Source organism: Paraburkholderia sp. CNPSo 3272, from assembly GCF_024206495.1.
Taxonomy (GTDB): Bacteria; Pseudomonadota; Gammaproteobacteria; order Burkholderiales; family Burkholderiaceae; genus Paraburkholderia.
In genome coordinates this window covers 402,260-418,425 of sequence record NZ_JAMBPQ010000003.1, presented here as the reverse complement: position 1 = coordinate 418,425, position 16,166 = coordinate 402,260, and the positions used below count along the sequence as shown (strand labels likewise).

General features: G+C 64.5%; 16 protein-coding genes and 1 pseudogene. 12 read left to right on the top strand and 5 right to left on the bottom strand.

The window, feature by feature from the left end:
- Positions 1–662, bottom strand: a pseudogene (locus tag M3I53_RS06265) (urocanate hydratase); the annotation flags it as partial.
- 56 nt (positions 663–718) lie between these two features.
- Positions 719–2,257: a histidine ammonia-lyase gene (gene hutH / locus M3I53_RS06260; protein ID WP_254315091.1), complete on the bottom strand. Its 1,539-nt coding sequence runs from the start codon at positions 2,255–2,257 to the stop codon at positions 719–721.
- 266 nt (positions 2,258–2,523) lie between these two features.
- Between hutH and M3I53_RS06255 the strand changes: the two genes are divergently transcribed.
- The 7 genes from M3I53_RS06255 (at position 2,524) to M3I53_RS06225 (ending at position 7,245) form a co-directional block, all read left to right on the top strand.
- The gene (locus M3I53_RS06255) at positions 2,524–3,282 is read left to right on the top strand and encodes an ABC transporter substrate-binding protein (RefSeq protein ID WP_254315090.1); all 759 of its coding nucleotides are present in this window, start codon (positions 2,524–2,526) and stop codon (positions 3,280–3,282) included.
- Between the two features lie 64 nt (positions 3,283–3,346).
- Positions 3,347–4,036 (top strand): ABC transporter permease, encoded by a 690-nt coding sequence (locus tag M3I53_RS06250; RefSeq protein WP_254315089.1) that lies wholly within the window; start codon positions 3,347–3,349, stop codon positions 4,034–4,036.
- Complete coding sequence (locus M3I53_RS06245) at positions 4,033–4,746, top strand: ABC transporter permease (protein WP_254315088.1); 714 nt, start codon at positions 4,033–4,035, stop codon at positions 4,744–4,746. The genes M3I53_RS06250 and M3I53_RS06245 overlap by 4 nt, the downstream gene beginning before the upstream one ends.
- 30 nt (positions 4,747–4,776) lie before the next feature.
- Complete coding sequence (locus M3I53_RS06240; RefSeq protein WP_254315087.1) at positions 4,777–5,544, top strand: ABC transporter ATP-binding protein; 768 nt, start codon at positions 4,777–4,779, stop codon at positions 5,542–5,544.
- Positions 5,545–5,807: 263 nt separating this feature from the next.
- Positions 5,808–6,173, top strand: a complete 366-nt coding sequence (locus M3I53_RS06235) for a hypothetical protein (protein ID WP_254315086.1) — start codon at positions 5,808–5,810, stop codon at positions 6,171–6,173.
- Positions 6,174–6,270: 97 nt separating this feature from the next.
- On the top strand, positions 6,271–6,804 hold the full coding sequence (locus M3I53_RS06230; protein ID WP_254315085.1) for a helix-turn-helix domain-containing protein: 534 nt from the start codon (positions 6,271–6,273) through the stop codon (positions 6,802–6,804).
- A gap of 27 nt (positions 6,805–6,831) precedes the next feature.
- A complete protein-coding gene (locus tag M3I53_RS06225) occupies positions 6,832–7,245 on the top strand; it encodes a VOC family protein (RefSeq protein WP_254315084.1) in 414 nt (137 codons plus the stop codon).
- A gap of 269 nt (positions 7,246–7,514) precedes the next feature.
- Here M3I53_RS06225 and M3I53_RS06220 read toward each other — a convergent pair whose 3' ends face one another.
- The gene (locus M3I53_RS06220) at positions 7,515–7,970 is read right to left on the bottom strand and encodes a MarR family winged helix-turn-helix transcriptional regulator (RefSeq protein WP_028206875.1); all 456 of its coding nucleotides are present in this window, start codon (positions 7,968–7,970) and stop codon (positions 7,515–7,517) included.
- Positions 7,971–8,217: 247 nt separating this feature from the next.
- Between M3I53_RS06220 and M3I53_RS06215 the strand changes: the two genes are divergently transcribed.
- The 4 genes from M3I53_RS06215 to M3I53_RS06195 all read left to right on the top strand — a co-directional run bounded on the left by M3I53_RS06215 (position 8,218) and on the right by M3I53_RS06195 (position 13,476).
- The gene (locus M3I53_RS06215; RefSeq protein ID WP_254315083.1) at positions 8,218–8,724 is read left to right on the top strand and encodes an SET domain-containing protein; all 507 of its coding nucleotides are present in this window, start codon (positions 8,218–8,220) and stop codon (positions 8,722–8,724) included.
- A gap of 696 nt (positions 8,725–9,420) precedes the next feature.
- Positions 9,421–9,876, top strand: a complete 456-nt coding sequence (locus M3I53_RS06205; protein WP_254315082.1) for a (2Fe-2S)-binding protein — start codon at positions 9,421–9,423, stop codon at positions 9,874–9,876.
- Position 9,877: 1 nt separating this feature from the next.
- Positions 9,878–12,142, top strand: a complete 2,265-nt coding sequence (locus M3I53_RS06200; protein WP_254315081.1) for a xanthine dehydrogenase family protein molybdopterin-binding subunit — start codon at positions 9,878–9,880, stop codon at positions 12,140–12,142.
- An 11-nt stretch (positions 12,143–12,153) separates the two neighbouring features.
- Positions 12,154–13,476 carry a cytochrome c gene (locus tag M3I53_RS06195; protein WP_254315080.1) on the top strand — a complete coding sequence of 441 codons (1,323 nt, stop codon included), beginning with the start codon at positions 12,154–12,156 and terminating at the stop codon, positions 13,474–13,476.
- Positions 13,477–13,545: 69 nt separating this feature from the next.
- Here the strand turns inward: M3I53_RS06195 and M3I53_RS06190 are convergent, their stop codons facing one another.
- Complete coding sequence (locus M3I53_RS06190) at positions 13,546–14,349, bottom strand: transporter substrate-binding domain-containing protein (RefSeq protein ID WP_069263183.1); 804 nt, start codon at positions 14,347–14,349, stop codon at positions 13,546–13,548.
- 215 nt (positions 14,350–14,564) lie between these two features.
- Here M3I53_RS06190 and M3I53_RS06185 point away from each other — a divergent pair, with 215 nt between their 5' ends.
- Positions 14,565–15,278 (top strand): peptidase E, encoded by a 714-nt coding sequence (locus M3I53_RS06185; protein WP_254315079.1) that lies wholly within the window; start codon positions 14,565–14,567, stop codon positions 15,276–15,278.
- Between the two features lie 59 nt (positions 15,279–15,337).
- Here the strand turns inward: M3I53_RS06185 and hutG are convergent, their stop codons facing one another.
- Positions 15,338–16,147 carry an N-formylglutamate deformylase gene (hutG, locus tag M3I53_RS06180; RefSeq protein WP_254315078.1) on the bottom strand — a complete coding sequence of 270 codons (810 nt, stop codon included), beginning with the start codon at positions 16,145–16,147 and terminating at the stop codon, positions 15,338–15,340.
- Between the last annotated feature and the right edge of the window lie 19 nt (positions 16,148–16,166).

Below are 16,166 nucleotides of genomic sequence, written 5' to 3'. Positions count from 1 at the left end.
GCCTTGCGGTCCACGTAGCGCGTCTTCAGGCGGAAGTCGATGCGCGTCTCGTCGCATTCCACCGCGATCATCGAGAAGCCCGCCATCGTCGCCGCGAGCGGCTGTGCGCCGCCCATGCCGCCGAGGCCGCCCGTGAGGATCCAGCGGCCCTTCGGGTCGCCGTTGAAGTGCTGGTTCGCGACCGAATAGAACGTCTCGTAGGTGCCCTGCACGATGCCCTGCGAGCCGATGTAGATCCAGCTGCCCGCGGTCATCTGGCCGTACATCATGAGGCCCTTGCGGTCCAGTTCGTGGAAGTGTTCCCACGTGGCCCAGTGCGGCACGAGGTTCGAGTTCGCGAGCAGCACGCGCGGGGCGTCCGCGTGCGTGCGGAACACGCCCACGGGCTTGCCCGACTGGATCAGCAGCGTTTCGTCCTCGTTCAGGTCCTTCAGCGACGCGAGGATCTGGTCGAAGCACTCCCAGTTGCGCGCGGCGCGGCCGATGCCGCCATACACCACGAGCGCATGCGGATGCTCGGCGACTTCGGGGTCCAGATTATTCTGGATCATCCGGTAGGCGGCTTCCGCCAGCCAGGTCTTGCAGACCTTCTCGCTGCCGCGCGGCGCGCGGATCGTGCGGGTCGGGTCGAGGCGCGGGTCGGTGAAGTTCGGTTGGTTCATAACGTCTTCGTCTCGGATGTTATTCAGGATAACTGTTTTTATTTGGCGTTCAGCGCTTATTGCTCGGACTCGAACGCCAGCGGGCTGTGTTTGGCGATCGCGCCGCTCTGCACCAGATTCGTCATCGCCTCGATATCCGGCGCGAAGTAGCGGTCGAGGTCGTAATGCGGCACCTCGGCGCGCACCGACTGCATCACATGCGCGAGCGCCGGGCTCGTGTGATGCGGCGCGCGCAGGTCCACGCCCTGGGCCGCGGCGAGCAGTTCGATCGCGAGGATGTTGGCCGTGTTCTCGGCGATGTCGGCGAGCTTGCGCGCGGCGAACGTCGCCATCGAAACGTGGTCTTCCTGGTTTGCCGAGGTCGGCAGCGAATCGACCGAAGCCGGATGCGCGAGCGTCTTGTTTTCCGATGCCAGCGCAGCCGCGGTGACGTGCGCGATCATGAAGCCCGAGTTCACGCCGCCGTCCTTCACGAGGAATGGCGGCAGGCCAGAGAGCGTCGCGTCGATGAGCAGCGCGATGCGGCGCTCGGCCAGTGCGCCGATTTCGGCGGCGGCCAGCGCGAGATTGTCGGCGGCGAAGGCCACCGGTTCCGCGTGGAAGTTGCCGCCCGAGAGCACTTCATTCGTTTCGGGAAAGATCAGCGGATTGTCCGACACCGCGTTCGCCTCGATGAGCAGGACCTGCGCCGCGTGGCGCATCTGGTCCAGACACGCGCCCATCACCTGCGGCTGGCAGCGCAGCGAGTACGGGTCCTGGACCTTGCCGCAGTCGCGGTGCGAGAGGTTGATCGCCGAGCCTTCGAGCAGCGTGCGATAGGCCGCAGCCGCCTCGATCTGGCCGCGATGGCCGCGCAGCTCATGAATGCGCGCGTCGAACGGCTTCACCGAACCGGCCGCCGCATCCACGCAGAGCGCGCCCGAGACGAGTGCCGTGCGGTACAGGTCTTCGATCGCGAACATGTTGTAGATCGCGAGTGCGGCCGAAGCCTGCGTGCCGTTGAGCAGTGCGAGACCTTCCTTGGCCTGCAGCGCGAGCGGCTTGAGGCCGACGAGACGCAAGCCTTCGACGGCGCTCATGCGCTCTCCCTTTGCGAACACGTCGCCCACGCCCAGCAAAACGCAGGACATATGCGCGAGCGGCGCGAGGTCGCCCGAAGCGCCCACCGAGCCCTTCACGGGAATCACAGGCAGCACGTCGGCGTTGAACAGCGTGATGAGCGCGTCCATCACTTCGCGGCGGATGCCCGAATGACCGCGGCCCAGGCTCGACAGCTTCAACGCCATCAAGAGACGCACGACCGGGCGCGACATCGGCTCGCCCACGCCCACGGCATGCGAAAGCACCAGATTGCGCTGCAGGAGTTCGAGCTGCTCACGCGGAATATGCGTGCTCGCCAGACGCCCGAAACCCGTATTGATGCCATAGGCGGGCTCGCCCTTCGCCGTGATCTCGGCAACGGCGCGTGCGCCCGCGTCGATGGCCGCGAAGCTGGCCGGATCGAGCTCGAGCTTCACGCCACCGTTTTCATGGGCACGCGCGATCTGGCGCAGTTGGGACAGGGTCAGGTGGCCGGGAGTGAGTTTGAGGTTCATTGCGAAGTCAAAGTTGTCTGGACAAGGTGGAATTAGATTACCGAAGCGAGCTTGTCTATACAAGTTCAATCTGCTCCACGTATACCCGTACCTCTGCCTCATAACGCCTGAATTAATTCATTGCTCGATTACAGCCATCGAAACGCACCAGGTGATAACACCGATTGTCGCTCTTTGCGACACATCGATAATTGTATAGACAACTTGCCGGCCCAAACCTCCAGTCCATGACCGGGCACACGCCAACCATTCTTATCGGAGACTTCATGAAGAAACTCGCCTTGTGTGTCGCCCTCGCCCTTGCCGCAGGTGGTGCGTATGCGAAAGACTGGTCCACCATCCGCTTCGGCACCGACGCGAGCTACGCACCGTTCGAGTCGAAGGCGACCGATGGCAAGCTGGTCGGTTTCGACATCGACCTCGGCAACGAGATCTGCCGGCGCCTGAACGCCAGGTGCGTATGGGTCGAGCAGGATTTCGACGGCATGATTCCGGGCCTCAAGGCCAAGAAGTTCGACGGCGCGCTGTCCGCGCTCACGATCACCCCGCAGCGCGAGCAGCAGATCGCCTTCTCGGCCAAGCTCTTCAACACGCCGACGCGCCTCGTCGCGAAGCAGGGCTCGCCGCTGCAGCCGACCATCGCTTCGCTGCAAGGCAAGACGGTAGGCGTCGAACAAGGCTCGATTCAGGAGACCTACGCGAAGCAGAACTGGGCGCCCAAGGGCATCAACGTCATTCCCTACCAGAACCAGGACCAGGTCTATCTGGATCTGCAGTCGGGACGCCTCGACGCCGCGCTGCAAGACGAAGTGCAGGCCAATCTCGGCTTCCTGAAGACGCCGCGCGGCGCAGGCTTTGCATTCGCAGGCGCGGAAATTCCCACGGGCGCCGCTGCCATCGGCCTGCGCAAGGAAGATGCCGACCTCAAGGCGAAGATCGACAAGACCATCGCCGACATGATCAAGGACGGCACGTACAGGAAGATCGAGTCGAAGTATTTCGACTTCGACGTGTACGGCGGTTAAGCGCGCCGTCTTCATCTGCAACAACCAGAGGGAGCGCTGCTCCCCTGAACAAGGACAACATTCCATGGTCTTTCAAGGCTTCGGCCCGCTGCTCCTTGCGGGCACGTGGGAAACCATCAAGCTCGCGGTGCTTTCGCTCGGCGCCGCGTTTCTGCTCGGGCTTGCGGGTGCTGCCGCGAAGCTCTCACCCAACCGCATGCTCTCGCGCATCGGCACGGCGTACACCACGCTCATTCGCGCGGTGCCCGATCTCGTGCTCATGCTGCTGCTGTTCTACAGCATCCAGATCTGGCTCAACGACGTGACTGACATGATGGGCATGGACCAGATCGACATCGACCCGTTCGTTGCCGGCGTCATCACGCTCGGCTTCATTTACGGGGCGTATTTCACCGAGACTTTCCGCGGCGCGTTTCTCGCGGTGCCGCGCGGGCAGATTGAAGCCGGCTTTGCATACGGCATGAGTTCCACGCGCGTGTTCACACGCATCCTGTTTCCACAGATGATGCGTTTCGCGCTGCCAGGCATCGGCAATAACTGGCAGGTGCTCGTGAAGGCCACGGCACTGGTTTCGATCATCGGTCTCGCCGATGTGGTGAAGGCCGCGCAGGATGCGGGCAAGGCCACCCAGGCGTTCTTCTTTTTCACGCTCGTGACCGGCGCGATTTATCTCGCCATCACGACGGTTTCCAACCTGGCATTGCACCGCCTCGAAAAGCGCTACTCGACTGGTGTGCGGAGGGCAGCGCTGTGATCGAACTGCTTCGTCAATACTGGCCCAACTATCTGTACAGCGACGGTTTCAACACGAGCGGCCTCGCCATCACGCTCTGGCTGCTGGTGGTGTCGATCGTGGCGGGCTTCCTGCTCGCCGTGCCGCTCGCCATTGCGCGCGCGTCGCGCAACCCGTGGCTTTCGCGGCCGGTTTGGGTCTATACCTACGTGTTCCGCGGCACCCCGCTCTACGTGCAGTTGCTGCTCTTCTACACCGGCCTCTACAGTCTGCACTTCGTGCAGGCCAATCCGGTACTTGGCGACTTCTTTCGCAGTGCCATGAACTGCACGCTGCTCGCGTTTGCATTGAACGAGTGCGCTTATGCCACCGAGATTTTCGCGGGCGCGATTCGCGAGACCGCGTATGGCGAGATTGAAGCGGCCCAGGCGTATGGCATGTCGAAGACCAGGATCTACACGCGCATCATCCTGCCTTCCGCGTTGCGGCGCGCGCTGCCCTCGTACAGCAACGAAGTGATTCTCATGCTGCACGCCACGACGCTGGCTTTCACCGCGACCGTGCCCGACATCCTGAAAGTGGCGCGCGACGCGAATTCCGCCACCTATATGACGTTCCAGGCGTACGGCATCGCAGCGGCGCTCTATGCGTCCATCGTCTTCGCCCTGATCTGGGGTTTCCGCCGCCTCGAAACACGTGTGCTGGCCTATTTGAAGCCGCAAGGCCATTAAGAATTTCAGTCCTGATGGAGTGAACCGAGTATGTACAAGCTGATTGTCGACGACCTGCACAAGAAGTTCGGCGAGAACGAGGTTTTGAAGGGCGTATCGCTCAAGGCAAAGGCTGGCGACGTAATCAGCCTGATCGGATCGAGCGGTTCGGGAAAGAGCACGTTCCTGCGTTGCATTAACTTTCTCGAATCGCCCTGCTCGGGACGCATCACGCTCAACGGCGAGGAGATCCGCACGAGCGCCGACCGCGGCGGCGCGCTGCGCGTGAGCGATCCGAAGCAGCTCCAGAAGATGCGCACGCGCCTTTCGATGGTCTTTCAACACTTCAATCTCTGGGCGCACATGACCGTGCTCGAGAACATCATCGAGGCGCCGCTCAGCGTGCTTGGCCTCTCCCGCAGCGAGGCCGAGGCCCGCGCGCGCAAGTACCTCGACAAGGTAGGGCTGGCTGCCGGCGTCGAGGACAAGTACCCCTCGCATCTTTCCGGCGGCCAGCAGCAGCGCGTGGCGATTGCACGCGCGCTGGCCATGGAGCCCGAAGTGATGCTGTTCGACGAGCCCACTTCCGCGCTCGACCCCGAACTCGTGGGCGAAGTGCTCAAGGTCATGCAGAAGCTCGCGGAAGAAGGCCGCACCATGATCGTCGTCACGCACGAGATGGGCTTCGCGCGCAACGTGTCGAATCACGTCGTGTTTCTGCACAAGGGAAAGATCGAAGAGCAAGGCGACCCCAAGGAAGTGCTCAATGCGCCGCGCAGCGAGCGGCTCCAGCAGTTCCTCGCAGGACGGCTAAAGTAACGTCGTGGCGGGCAGTCGTTTCAGGGGCCGCCAGCGCGCCTCGGGGGCATGCGCAACGATGCGCGGGCATCGACGTGCGGCTCCGGTTACACGCCTTGTGTGCGCCAGGCCACATTGGCGCAAGCGCCCAGCGCTATAGTGAAAAGGTCACGCGAAACACGCAACGCCCGCCTCCACGCCAGCCATCGGGCTATGCCCCGGACGAGCGCGCCGCTCCATCGTGTCGATGCAAGGCAGTAACCGGGCTTTTCAGGAGACCTCCCATGAAGAAGCTGCTTGCCCTCCTGCTCATCGTTCCCGCTGCGGCTTTTGCGGACTCGGCGGCATTCCCGGACGGTTCCGCCAGCCCCAGCGCGGCCGACATCCAGCAACGCCTCTCCGGCAAGGCGTTCGACATCAAGATCGCCGACGGCAGCACGTGGCATGTGCAGTACGGCAATAACGGCGACTACGACTTCAAGTCGAGCAAGGGCTTTGCCGACCACGGCGACTGGAAAGCCGAGGACGGCAAGATCTGCAGCAAAGGCAGCAAGATTCCGTATTCGTGCAACGAAGTGCGGATGAAAGGCGCCGACCTGTACCTCAAGCGCGACAACGGCGAGATCATCCAGTTCGTCGAATCGCAGTGAGCGACGCCTCGCAGGCCCAACTGATCAAGGCCAATCGTCGGCCATCGATCGCCGTTGGGCCTAAACTACCGGCATGCCGCCCACTCCAGACGATTGCATGCCAGCTAGCGCAGCCCTCCACGCCGAGGCGCCCACGCTCTCCGATGCGCATCCCGAACCGCACCAAGTCGATCCCCTGCTGGACCCGGCCCTGCTGCGCCGTCTGTTGCGCGCGAAGGATCGCATGGACGCCGCCTCTCACGAGGCCTGGCCCGTCAAGCGCCTGGCCGAGGTCAGTGGCGTTTCCGAAGCGCATTTTGCGCGCTCCTTCAAGCGCGCCTTCGGCCTCCCGCCGCATCGCTATCTGCTCACGCGGCGCATCGAGCAAGCCACCACCCTGCTGCGCGACACCGATCTCGACATCACGGATATCGCCTTCGCCACCGGCTGGGAGAGTCTTGGCACCTTTGGCCGCACCTTCCGCGACGTGACCGGCTCGAGCCCCAGCGCCATGCGCGTTCAGGCGCGGGCCAACCTGCCCGAGATCGACCGCGTACCCGCTTGCGTGCTGAAGGCCGCGCAGCGGCCCGATCTCACCACAGCAGTTTTGGAGAAGCGCCGGCGCGCGGGCAACGCTAAAGTGCGGCCCTGAAGTGCAGTCACTAACCAGGGAGGTGTCATGAATCAGGGTATCAATGTGGTGGGCCTGTACGTCGACGACCAGGACGAGGCGCTCAAGTTCTACGTCGACAAGCTCGGATTCCGTGTGCATACCGACGTGCGTAATGGCGCGTACCGCTGGCTCACGGTCCAGCACCCGGAGCAGCTATCGTTCCAGCTCGGGCTCTTCCTGCCCGGGCCGCCCGTGCACGATGAGGCCACCGCGCAAACGCTGCGCGCTATGGTCGCCAAGGGCGCCATGCCGCCCCTCGTGCTCGCCGTTGAGAACTGCCGCGCGAGCTACGAGCGCCTGAAGGGCCTGGGTGTGGAATTCACCCAGGAGCCTGTGGACCGCTACGGCAGCGTCGACGCGGGTTTCCGGGATCCTGCCGGCAACGGCTGGAAGATGATCCAGGCGCCGAAGCAGTCATAGCGGCCGGGCGTGCGGGGCTTCGCAGGCGATGACTCGCGCGGTCTGCACGCGCGTGCGATTCACCACCAGGCCCAGATATCTAATGTTCCTGAACATCGTTGCCTCGATTTTCTGCGCTCCCTGCCGGCCGCCTTCAGTTACATGACAAGTCAACCGTGGTGCCGAAAATAGCCCGTTCGTTGGGGACATGTCGTCGCCAACGATGGCAATTTGATGACGATTCAATGACTGATCGCGTACCGGAAATTCATGCACGGACCAGGAGGCGGTCAGGGAGTAGCGTCCCAGCCGTGTGACGCGAGGATCTTGTCGAGCAGGAAGCGCAGCGCGACGCGCTCGGCCTCGTTCAGCCCGTGGTAAAGGTCGCTTTCGCGCTTGTCCAACGTCGGGCCGATCTTCTTGAAAATCTTGCGGCCTTCGGCGGTGAGCGAAATGATGACGCTGCGCCCGTCCTTGTCGTTGCCCGTGCGCGCGAGGATCTCCTTCGAGAGCATGGCCTCGACCGTGCGGCTCGCCTGACTCTTGTCGAGGTTGGCACGCCGCGAGATATCCATCACGGTTTGCGGACCAAACGTGCCGATCGCGGCGATGATGCTCGCCTCCGGATACGGCACACCTAGCTTGTCGCGCGACATCTCGCTGCTCATGCGGTCGGCGATCTTGGTCAATGCCTTCAGCCGATAGGTCAGCGAGGCATCTGCGCCTGGCTCATTCGTGCTTGCCATATACCCACTCGAGAATTGGATCCGGAAACCCGCGAAAGAAACCCGGGTATGTTGCCCTGATCCTGCCCGCGAGGTCAACTGTGGAGCGCACACTTGTTAGAAGCGAAGAGTCTTGCGCTGCCCGCCTCAATACGGTGCACGCAGTGTGCGAAGGCGCAATACGCAGCGTCGCTGCGCATATCCATTTTCATCACTCGCTTTCATCGTGGCCGCTTATACTGCATGCGTTCAACGCGCGAAGATGGCCATGAGCAAACGAATGACTGTCCGGCAGTCGCCGGTGCACGGAAAAGGCGTCTATGCGTTGCGCCCGCTGCGGGCCGGCGAGCGCATCTTCGAGTACAAAGGCAAGATCATGAGCTGGCGCAGCGCAGCGCGGCGTTATCGTCTGCGTGAAGACGGCGCGCATACGTTTCTCTTCGGCCTTTCCGATGGCCGCGTGATCGACGGCGGCCAGGGCGGCAACTGGGCGCGCTGGCTCAATCACGCGTGCCAGGCGAACTGCGAAACCATCGAAATCAACGGCCACGTGTTCATCGACGCGTGCCGCGACATCCTGCCAGGCGAAGAGCTGTTCATCGACTACGCGCTCGAATTGCCCGACGACGCCTGCGAAGACACCGTGCGCGAATACATCTGCCGCTGCGGCGCGCCGGTGTGCCGCGGGACGATGCTCGCCGGCGCCGGTGCTGGCGCCGGTGTTATCGCTGACACCGGCGTGAGCAGCATCGTCAGCGTAGTCAGCCTGTTTTAGGCTGCACGTCGCCTGGAACCGGTGCCGCATGTCGATCGCGACAACCGTCTGCTGATTCGTCGTCGACGACAACTGCCGCTGATATCCGCCCCCAGACCCGATTCGTCCGCGTTGATGAACTGCGGCGTGGACATGTACATGGCGTTCACCTCAGTAGCTGCTGAAGCGCGCGCCCTGCCCCGCGCCATAGGTGCGCTGCACGGCCGCGATGAACGCGGCGTGCTGAGCCGATCGTGTCGCGCCCCCACGGGAAGATCAGCCATTCGGAAAAGAATGAATGATCTGCACGCCTAACCACTTGAGCAAACGCTCGGCGATCCAGTGATCGCTTGCTGCGTGGCTCTTCGCATTCTCGCGCCCGCGCGACGCCGCCGCGCGCGTCGCGATGACCGGTGGACTTGTATGCGTCCACGACCGCCCGGAACGCGTCCTCGCGCGTGATGTTGTTTAGACGGGGATCGTCATCTAAACGGAAGTCAAGGTATGTCTGCCTGTTCGGCGCCGCAGGAAAGCTCGGCGGACCGTTTTCTGCACGTATTTAAAGGTGGCGCTACACTCGAGCGGTTTTCGAAAGGCCGTGCCCACGGGTCTTGCGCTTTGGCTTGCCCATTAGGCAACCCAGGCGAAACAGCCAGTGCGCGGACGCTTCGATTGCACGATCGAAATGACAAATCCCCACTCTCGGAGAGCCGCTGGATGACGACGCTAACAATCAACGGAGAAACTCATACGGTCGACGCGCCGCCCGACATGCCGCTGCTCTGGGTTCTGCGCGACATTGTCGGCCTCACCGGCACGAAGTTCGGCTGCGGTATTGCACAGTGCGGCGCATGCACGGTGCATCTCGACGGCGAGGCGGCGCGCTCGTGCGTGCTGCCCGTCGCGGCCATTGCGGGCCGCAAGATCACCACCATCGAGGCGATCGGCGCCACCCCCGCTGGACAGAAGGTGCAGAAGGCCTGGCGCGAGATCGACGTCGTGCAGTGCGGCTACTGTCAATCGGGGCAGGTGATGTCTGCGACAGCGCTCATCGCCGCGAACCCGGACCCGAGCGACGCGGATATCGACGCCGCCATGGCGGGCAACATCTGCCGCTGTGGCACCTATGCGCGCATTCGCGCCGCCATCAAGCAAGCCGCGAAGGAGGCCTGAGATGTCACAGGGTCTCCTCGATGCGCAAAACGGCGCGCCAGAACGCAAGCTTCACGTCACCGCAAGCGGCCCGCTCTCGCGCCGCACGTTTCTCAAGCTCGGCGCGGCGGCAGGCGGCGGCCTGCTGCTCGGCATCAGCTTTTCGGCCGGCGCGCAGGGCGACAGCCAGACGCGTCGATCGGTCGTTGGCGGCGACGGCAACGAAGCCCCGCAAGACGGCGTGTTCGAGCCGAACGCGTTCGTGCAGATCGACCGCTCGGGCAAGGTCACGCTCATCGTCCCGAAGGTGGAGATGGGGCAAGGCGTGTACACCTCGATTCCGATGCTGATTGCGGAAGAACTCGAAGTGCCGCTCGATAGCGTCACGATCGATCACGCGCCGCCCAATGCGAAGCTCTTCACCGATCCGCTGCTGGGCGGTCAGCTTACGGGCGGCTCGACGTCGATTCGCTTTGCCTGGCAGCCCATGCGCGAAGCGGGCGCCGCCGCGCGCACCGTTCTAATCCAGGCGGCGGCACAGCAGTGGCAAGTCGATCCCGCCACCTGCCACGCCAAAGCGGGCGAGGTGCTGCACGACGCGAGCGGCCGGCGCATCGCCTATGGCCAGCTCGTCGATGCGGCCGCCCATCTGCCCGTGCCGCAGAAGGTCGCGCTCAAGGACCCGAAAGACTTCACGCTGGTCGGCAAGCCCACGAAGCGCCTCGACTCGCCCGAGAAGGTCGACGGCTCGGCGCTTTTCGGCCTCGACGTGCGCCTGCCCGACATGGTCTACGCCGCCATCGTGAACTGCCCTGTGTTCGGCGGCACGCTCGCGAAGGTCGACGACACGCACGCAAAGCAGGTTCCCGGCGTCACGCAGGTCGTGAAGATCGACAACGCCGTGGCCGTGATCGGCGCGCACACGTGGGCCGCCAAACGGGGCGCCGCGGCGCTCGTCGTCGAGTGGAACGAAGGCGCGGGCGCGACCGTTTCGATGCAGCAGATCGTCGCCGATCTCGCGAGCGCCTCGCAACGCGAAGGCGCCGTCGCGCGCAAGGACGGCGACGTGCAGCAGGGGTTCGGCACCGCAAAAACGCGCATCGACGCCGTTTATCAACAGCCGTTCCTTGCGCACGCAACGATGGAGCCGGTCAACTGCACGGTCCACGTGCAACCCAATAGCTGCGAAATCTGGGTGGGCAGCCAGGTACCCACGCGCGCCGTGGATGCGGCCGTGGCCGTCACAGGTCTGAAGCCCGAGCAGGTCACACTGCACAATCACCTGCTTGGCGGCGGCTTCGGGCGGCGACTCGAAACCGATTTCATTACCCAGGCCGTCAAGATCGCCAAACAGCTCGGCGTGCCGGTCAAGGTCTTCTATACGCGCGAGGAGGACATTCAGCACGACATGTACCGGCCTTATTACTACGACCGCCTGTCCGCCGGCCTCGACGCGAACGGCAAGCCCGTGGCCTGGCAGCACCGTATCGCGGGCTCGTCGATCATGGCGCGCTTCGCGCCCCCCGCGTTCCAGCACGGCGTCGATCCGGACGCCGTGGAAGTGGCCGCCGACCTCCCCTACGACCTGCCGAACCAGTTGATCGAATACGTGCGCCAGGAGCCGCATGCGGTGCCCACCGCGTTTTGGCGCGGCGTAGGGCCCACGCGCGGCACGTTCGTGGTCGAGAGCTTCGTCGACGAACTGGCCGTGGCCGCGAAAACCGATGCGGTCACCTACCGCCGCAATCTGCTCGGCAAGTCGCCGCGCGCACTCAATGTGCTCGACGTGGCCACGCGCGCCGCAAATTGGGGGCCGCCCATGCCGAAGGGCCAAGGGCGCGGCGTCGCAGTGATGCACGCGTTCGGCAGCTTCCTCAGCATGGTCGCGGACGTCACCGTCGACGACGGCGAAGTGCGCGTGGACCGCGTGGTGTGCGCCGTGGATTGCGGCATGGCCGTGAATCCCGAGACCATCGAGGCGCAGATCCAGGGCGGCATCGTGTTCGGCATCACGGCGGCGCTATGGGGCGAGATCACGATCGAGCGCGGACGCGTCATGCAAACCAACTTCACCGACTACCGGATCATGCGCATCGACCAGATGCCGGTGATCGAGGTGCATCTGGTAAAGAGCGCCGAAGCGCCCGGCGGGATCGGCGAGCCCGGGACCGCGGCGGTCATACCGGCCGTCGCCAATGCGATCTATGCGGCGACCGGAAAGCGTCTGCGGCACTTGCCCGTGGGCCGCCAGCTCGCGAACGCGGGCGCGTCCGCGCAGTCGGCTTGAGGGAGCGAACCATGACGAAAACGATCGACGCATCCCAACGAGCCCGCGGCCTGCGCCGCGTTGCCGGCGCAGCGCTCGCGCTCGCGGCATTTGCGTGCGTGTGCGCGCGCCCCGCGCTCGCCGCGGGCACCGCGGACGCCGCCACGATCCAGCACGGCGCCTACCTCGCCGTCGTGGGCGACTGCGCGGCGTGCCACACCGCGCCTCACGGCAAGCCGTTTGCAGGCGGCCTGCCGATGAGCACACCGCTTGGCCGCATCTACTCGACCAACATCACGCCCGACCCGGACACCGGCATTGGCGGCTACACGCAAGCGGACTTCGCGCGCGCCATGCGCGAGGGCGTCGCCAGGGACGGCCACAACCTCTATCCGGCGATGCCTTATCCCTCGTATGCGAAGGTGCGCGACGAGGACGTCGCCGCGCTCTACGCGTACTTCATGCAAGGCGTGCAACCGGTCAAGCAGAGCAACCGCGACGCCGACATCAAGTGGCCGATGAACATGCGCTGGCCGCTCAAGATCTGGAACGCCGTCTTCCTCGAAAAGGGCGCGTACCAGGACAAAGCGGGCAAAGACGCGGCATGGAACCGCGGCGCGTACCTCGTGCAGGGTCTCGGCCATTGCGGCTCGTGCCATACGCCACGCGGCATCGGCTTCAACGAGAAAGCGCTAGACGAAAGCGGCGACGCCTGGCTCACGGGCGCCCTGCTCGACGGCTGGTTCGCCTCGAACCTGACCGGCGCGCACAACACGGGCCTCGGGCGCTGGAGCGCAGCGGACCTCGCGCAGTTCCTGAAGACCGGTGCAAATCAGCACGCCTCGGCGTTCGGCGCAATGACCGATGTGGTCAACAAGAGCACCCAGGCCATGAACGACGCGGACGTCAACGCGATCGCGCTCTACCTGAAGTCGCTGCCGGCGAAGGGCGACGACGGCGGACCGGCCTACGCCTATGACGCGCAGGCGACGAAAGTGTCGCTCTCGCGTCCGGCGAACGATGCGGGCGCGCGCGTCTACACGGCGTATTGCATGCATTGCCACGGCGCCGACGGGCGCGGCTTCGCGCCGATGTTCGCGCCGCTCGCGGGCAATCCGAACGTGCTGGAGAAGGACGCGTCGTCGCTCATCAACGTCACGCTCAACGGCACCGGGGATCTCGTGATCCAGGGCATGCCCGCGCCGTACCCCATGCCCGCTTATGCAGGTGTCCTAAGCGACAAGCAGATCGCCGATGTGCTCACGTTCGTTCGTGCGGGCTGGAACAACAAGGCAGGCGCGGTGGGCGCAGCAGAGGTCGCGAAGATGCGGACCAAGACGCAGGCAGCGCGGTAGGAAGAGGTGTTGAAGTGATCGCGCCGGCCATGAATGCGGCCGGCGCGAGTATTGCGAAATGCCTGCAGCTTAGTGCGCGAGCGGTTGCGTCACGTCCTGGCCGAACCACTGCATGGAGATCTTCTTGAGCGTGCCGTCCTGCTTGAGCGAAGTGAGCGCGTCGTTGATCGCCTTCTCGAACTTCGGATTGCCCTTGCGGAACGGAATGGCCATTTGCTGATCGGCGCCCGGCAATACGGCGCCCGGACGCAGCGGCAGATTCGACGTCTTGATGATGTACGGCAGCATCAGGCGGTCGTCCATCGTCGCGTCGATGCGCTTCGCGGCCAGGTCGCGCAGCTTCTCGGGCGCGCCGGGATACGTCTGCACGTTGATGCCCTGCACGGCGCGCGCCATCTGGTCATAGTTGGTGCCGAGCGTCACGCCGAGCTTCTTGTCGCCCTTGAATTCGTCGAGCGTCTTGAATTCGCGTTTGTCGTCGGAGCGCTGGATCAGCTGCGCGGCCGAGTACGTGTACGGCTGGCTGAAGTCGAGCGCCTGCTGACGTTGCGGCGTAATGGTCACCTGATTGACGATCACGTCGAACTTGCCGGCCTGCAGCGCGGCGATAATGCCGCTCCACTCGGTGGGAATGAACTCGGGCTTGACCCCAAGCTTGGCCGCCACGGCCTTCGCGACGTCCACGTCGAAGCCGACGAGGTCGCCCTTGCTGTCACGGGAATCGAACGGGGGATAGGTGCCTTCCAGACCGATCTTCAGCACCCCGGCCTGTTTGACCGAATCCAGCAGATCTTCCGCATGGGCGGAAACGGCGGTAAATCCGAGTGCCGATACGGCTAGCGCGCTTGTGAACAGGAGCTTCTTCAACTTCATTCAACCTCTCCTCTTTATGTGGATGTCTGGACTGCTTCGCGATGGCACATCAGCGCCCCCCGAGGCCGCGTCGCTAGAGAATACTACGATCGGCAGCGCGATCGTAGCCCGCACAACTGAGTACTTTCCCGCGCTGAGCGGCGCGCGGAACGGGGCAAACCCGAATGCGCCAGGCACCGCGCTATCATCGGCCATTCGCCTTACGTGGAGAGCGCATGCGGCAAATCCTCGCAATCGGCGGCGGCGGCTTCATGATGGAGAGCACGCCGTCCCCGGTCGATCGACTCATTCGCGATTTAACCGCGAAGACACAACCGGCCGTCTGTTTTCTCGCCACGCCAAGCGGCGATCTGCCCGCGCATATCGACCGTTTTCACGAAACGTATGGCGCCCTCGGCTGCAACACGTCTCACCTGGCGTTCTTCCGCCAGCCCGATTCCCGGTCGATCAAACCGTCCAGCTATCGCGAAGCCCTGTTGCAGCAGGACGCGATATTCGTCGGCGGCGGCAATACGAAATCCGCGCTCGCGGTGTGGCGCGAATGGGCGCTCGACGGCGTGCTGCGCGAAGCGTGGCAGCAGGGCATTCTGCTTGCCGGCATGAGCGCAGGCGCGATGTGCTGGTTCGAGGCCGGACTCACCGACTCGTTCTGGGGCGGCGCCTACCGCCCGCTGCCATGCCTGGGGTTTCTCCCCGGCGGCTGCGCCGTGCACTACGGCAGCGACCCGAAGCGGCGCGAAACGCTGCACGCCGCGCAGCGCGCGCGGGCCGTGCCGCCCTCGGTTGCGATCGACGATTTCGCGGCGGTGCTGTACGCCGATACCCGCATCGATCGGGTGTTCGCCTGGCGTGACGGCGCTAGCGCATGGCGCGTGAGCGCCGACGGCGACGAGGTCGTCGAGACCGCGCTCGCACCGGAACGCCTTTGATGTCGGCGGCTGCGTGAAAGGTAGGGATTCGCTTAATAGTGCATTCACGCGCCGCGCAATCAGCCCGCGGAGGCGTTCATCGCCTTCACGGCCTCTAACGCGCCGCCAACCATCCTGCTCACCACCGGCTCGACTTTCTGCGCGAGCAAAGGCGCGTAGTCGAACGGCGCTGCCTCGCTCATGTACGTCGACTGGCACATTTCGAGTTGCACCGCATGCACGCCGTCCTGTGGCGCGCCGTAGTGACGCGTGTTGTAGCCGCCCTCGAAGCGGCCATTCGCGATCCACGTGAAGTCGCTCGCGGCCGCCGCGCGCTCGACCGCCGCCTGCACCGCTGCCGCCGCCGTGCGGCCGTCCTGCGTGCCGATGTTCAGATCGGGCAGCTTCCCGTCGAATAGCCGCGGCAGCACGCTCGCAATCGAGTGCGCTTCCCACAGCAGCACGTTGGCGTGCTGCGCGCGCAGGCGCTGCAGCTCGGCGCGCAGCGCGTCGTGATACGGCTGCCAGTACGTGGCGACGCGGCCTTGCCGCTCGTGCGCATCAGGCGCGCGGCCCTCGCGATAGAGCGCCTCGCCACGGAACGTTTCGGTCGGGCACAGCGAAGTCGTCGTCTGCCCCGGATACAGGCTTTCGTCGTTGGGCGGGCGGTTCAGGTCGATCACATAGCGCGACACGCGCGCACCGAGTATCGTCGCGCCCAGCGTCTTCGCAAACGCGTAGAGCCGGTCGAGATGCCAATCGGTATCGGCGACCGTGAGCGCGATGTCCGTATAGGCGTCGCGCAGCGACTCGGGAATCTGCGTGCCGAGGTGGGGAATCGAGATCAGCAGCGGCGCCGTGCCGCGTTCGAGCGTGAAGAGGTCGGTCATGAGGGCTCCGTTCGGTTGG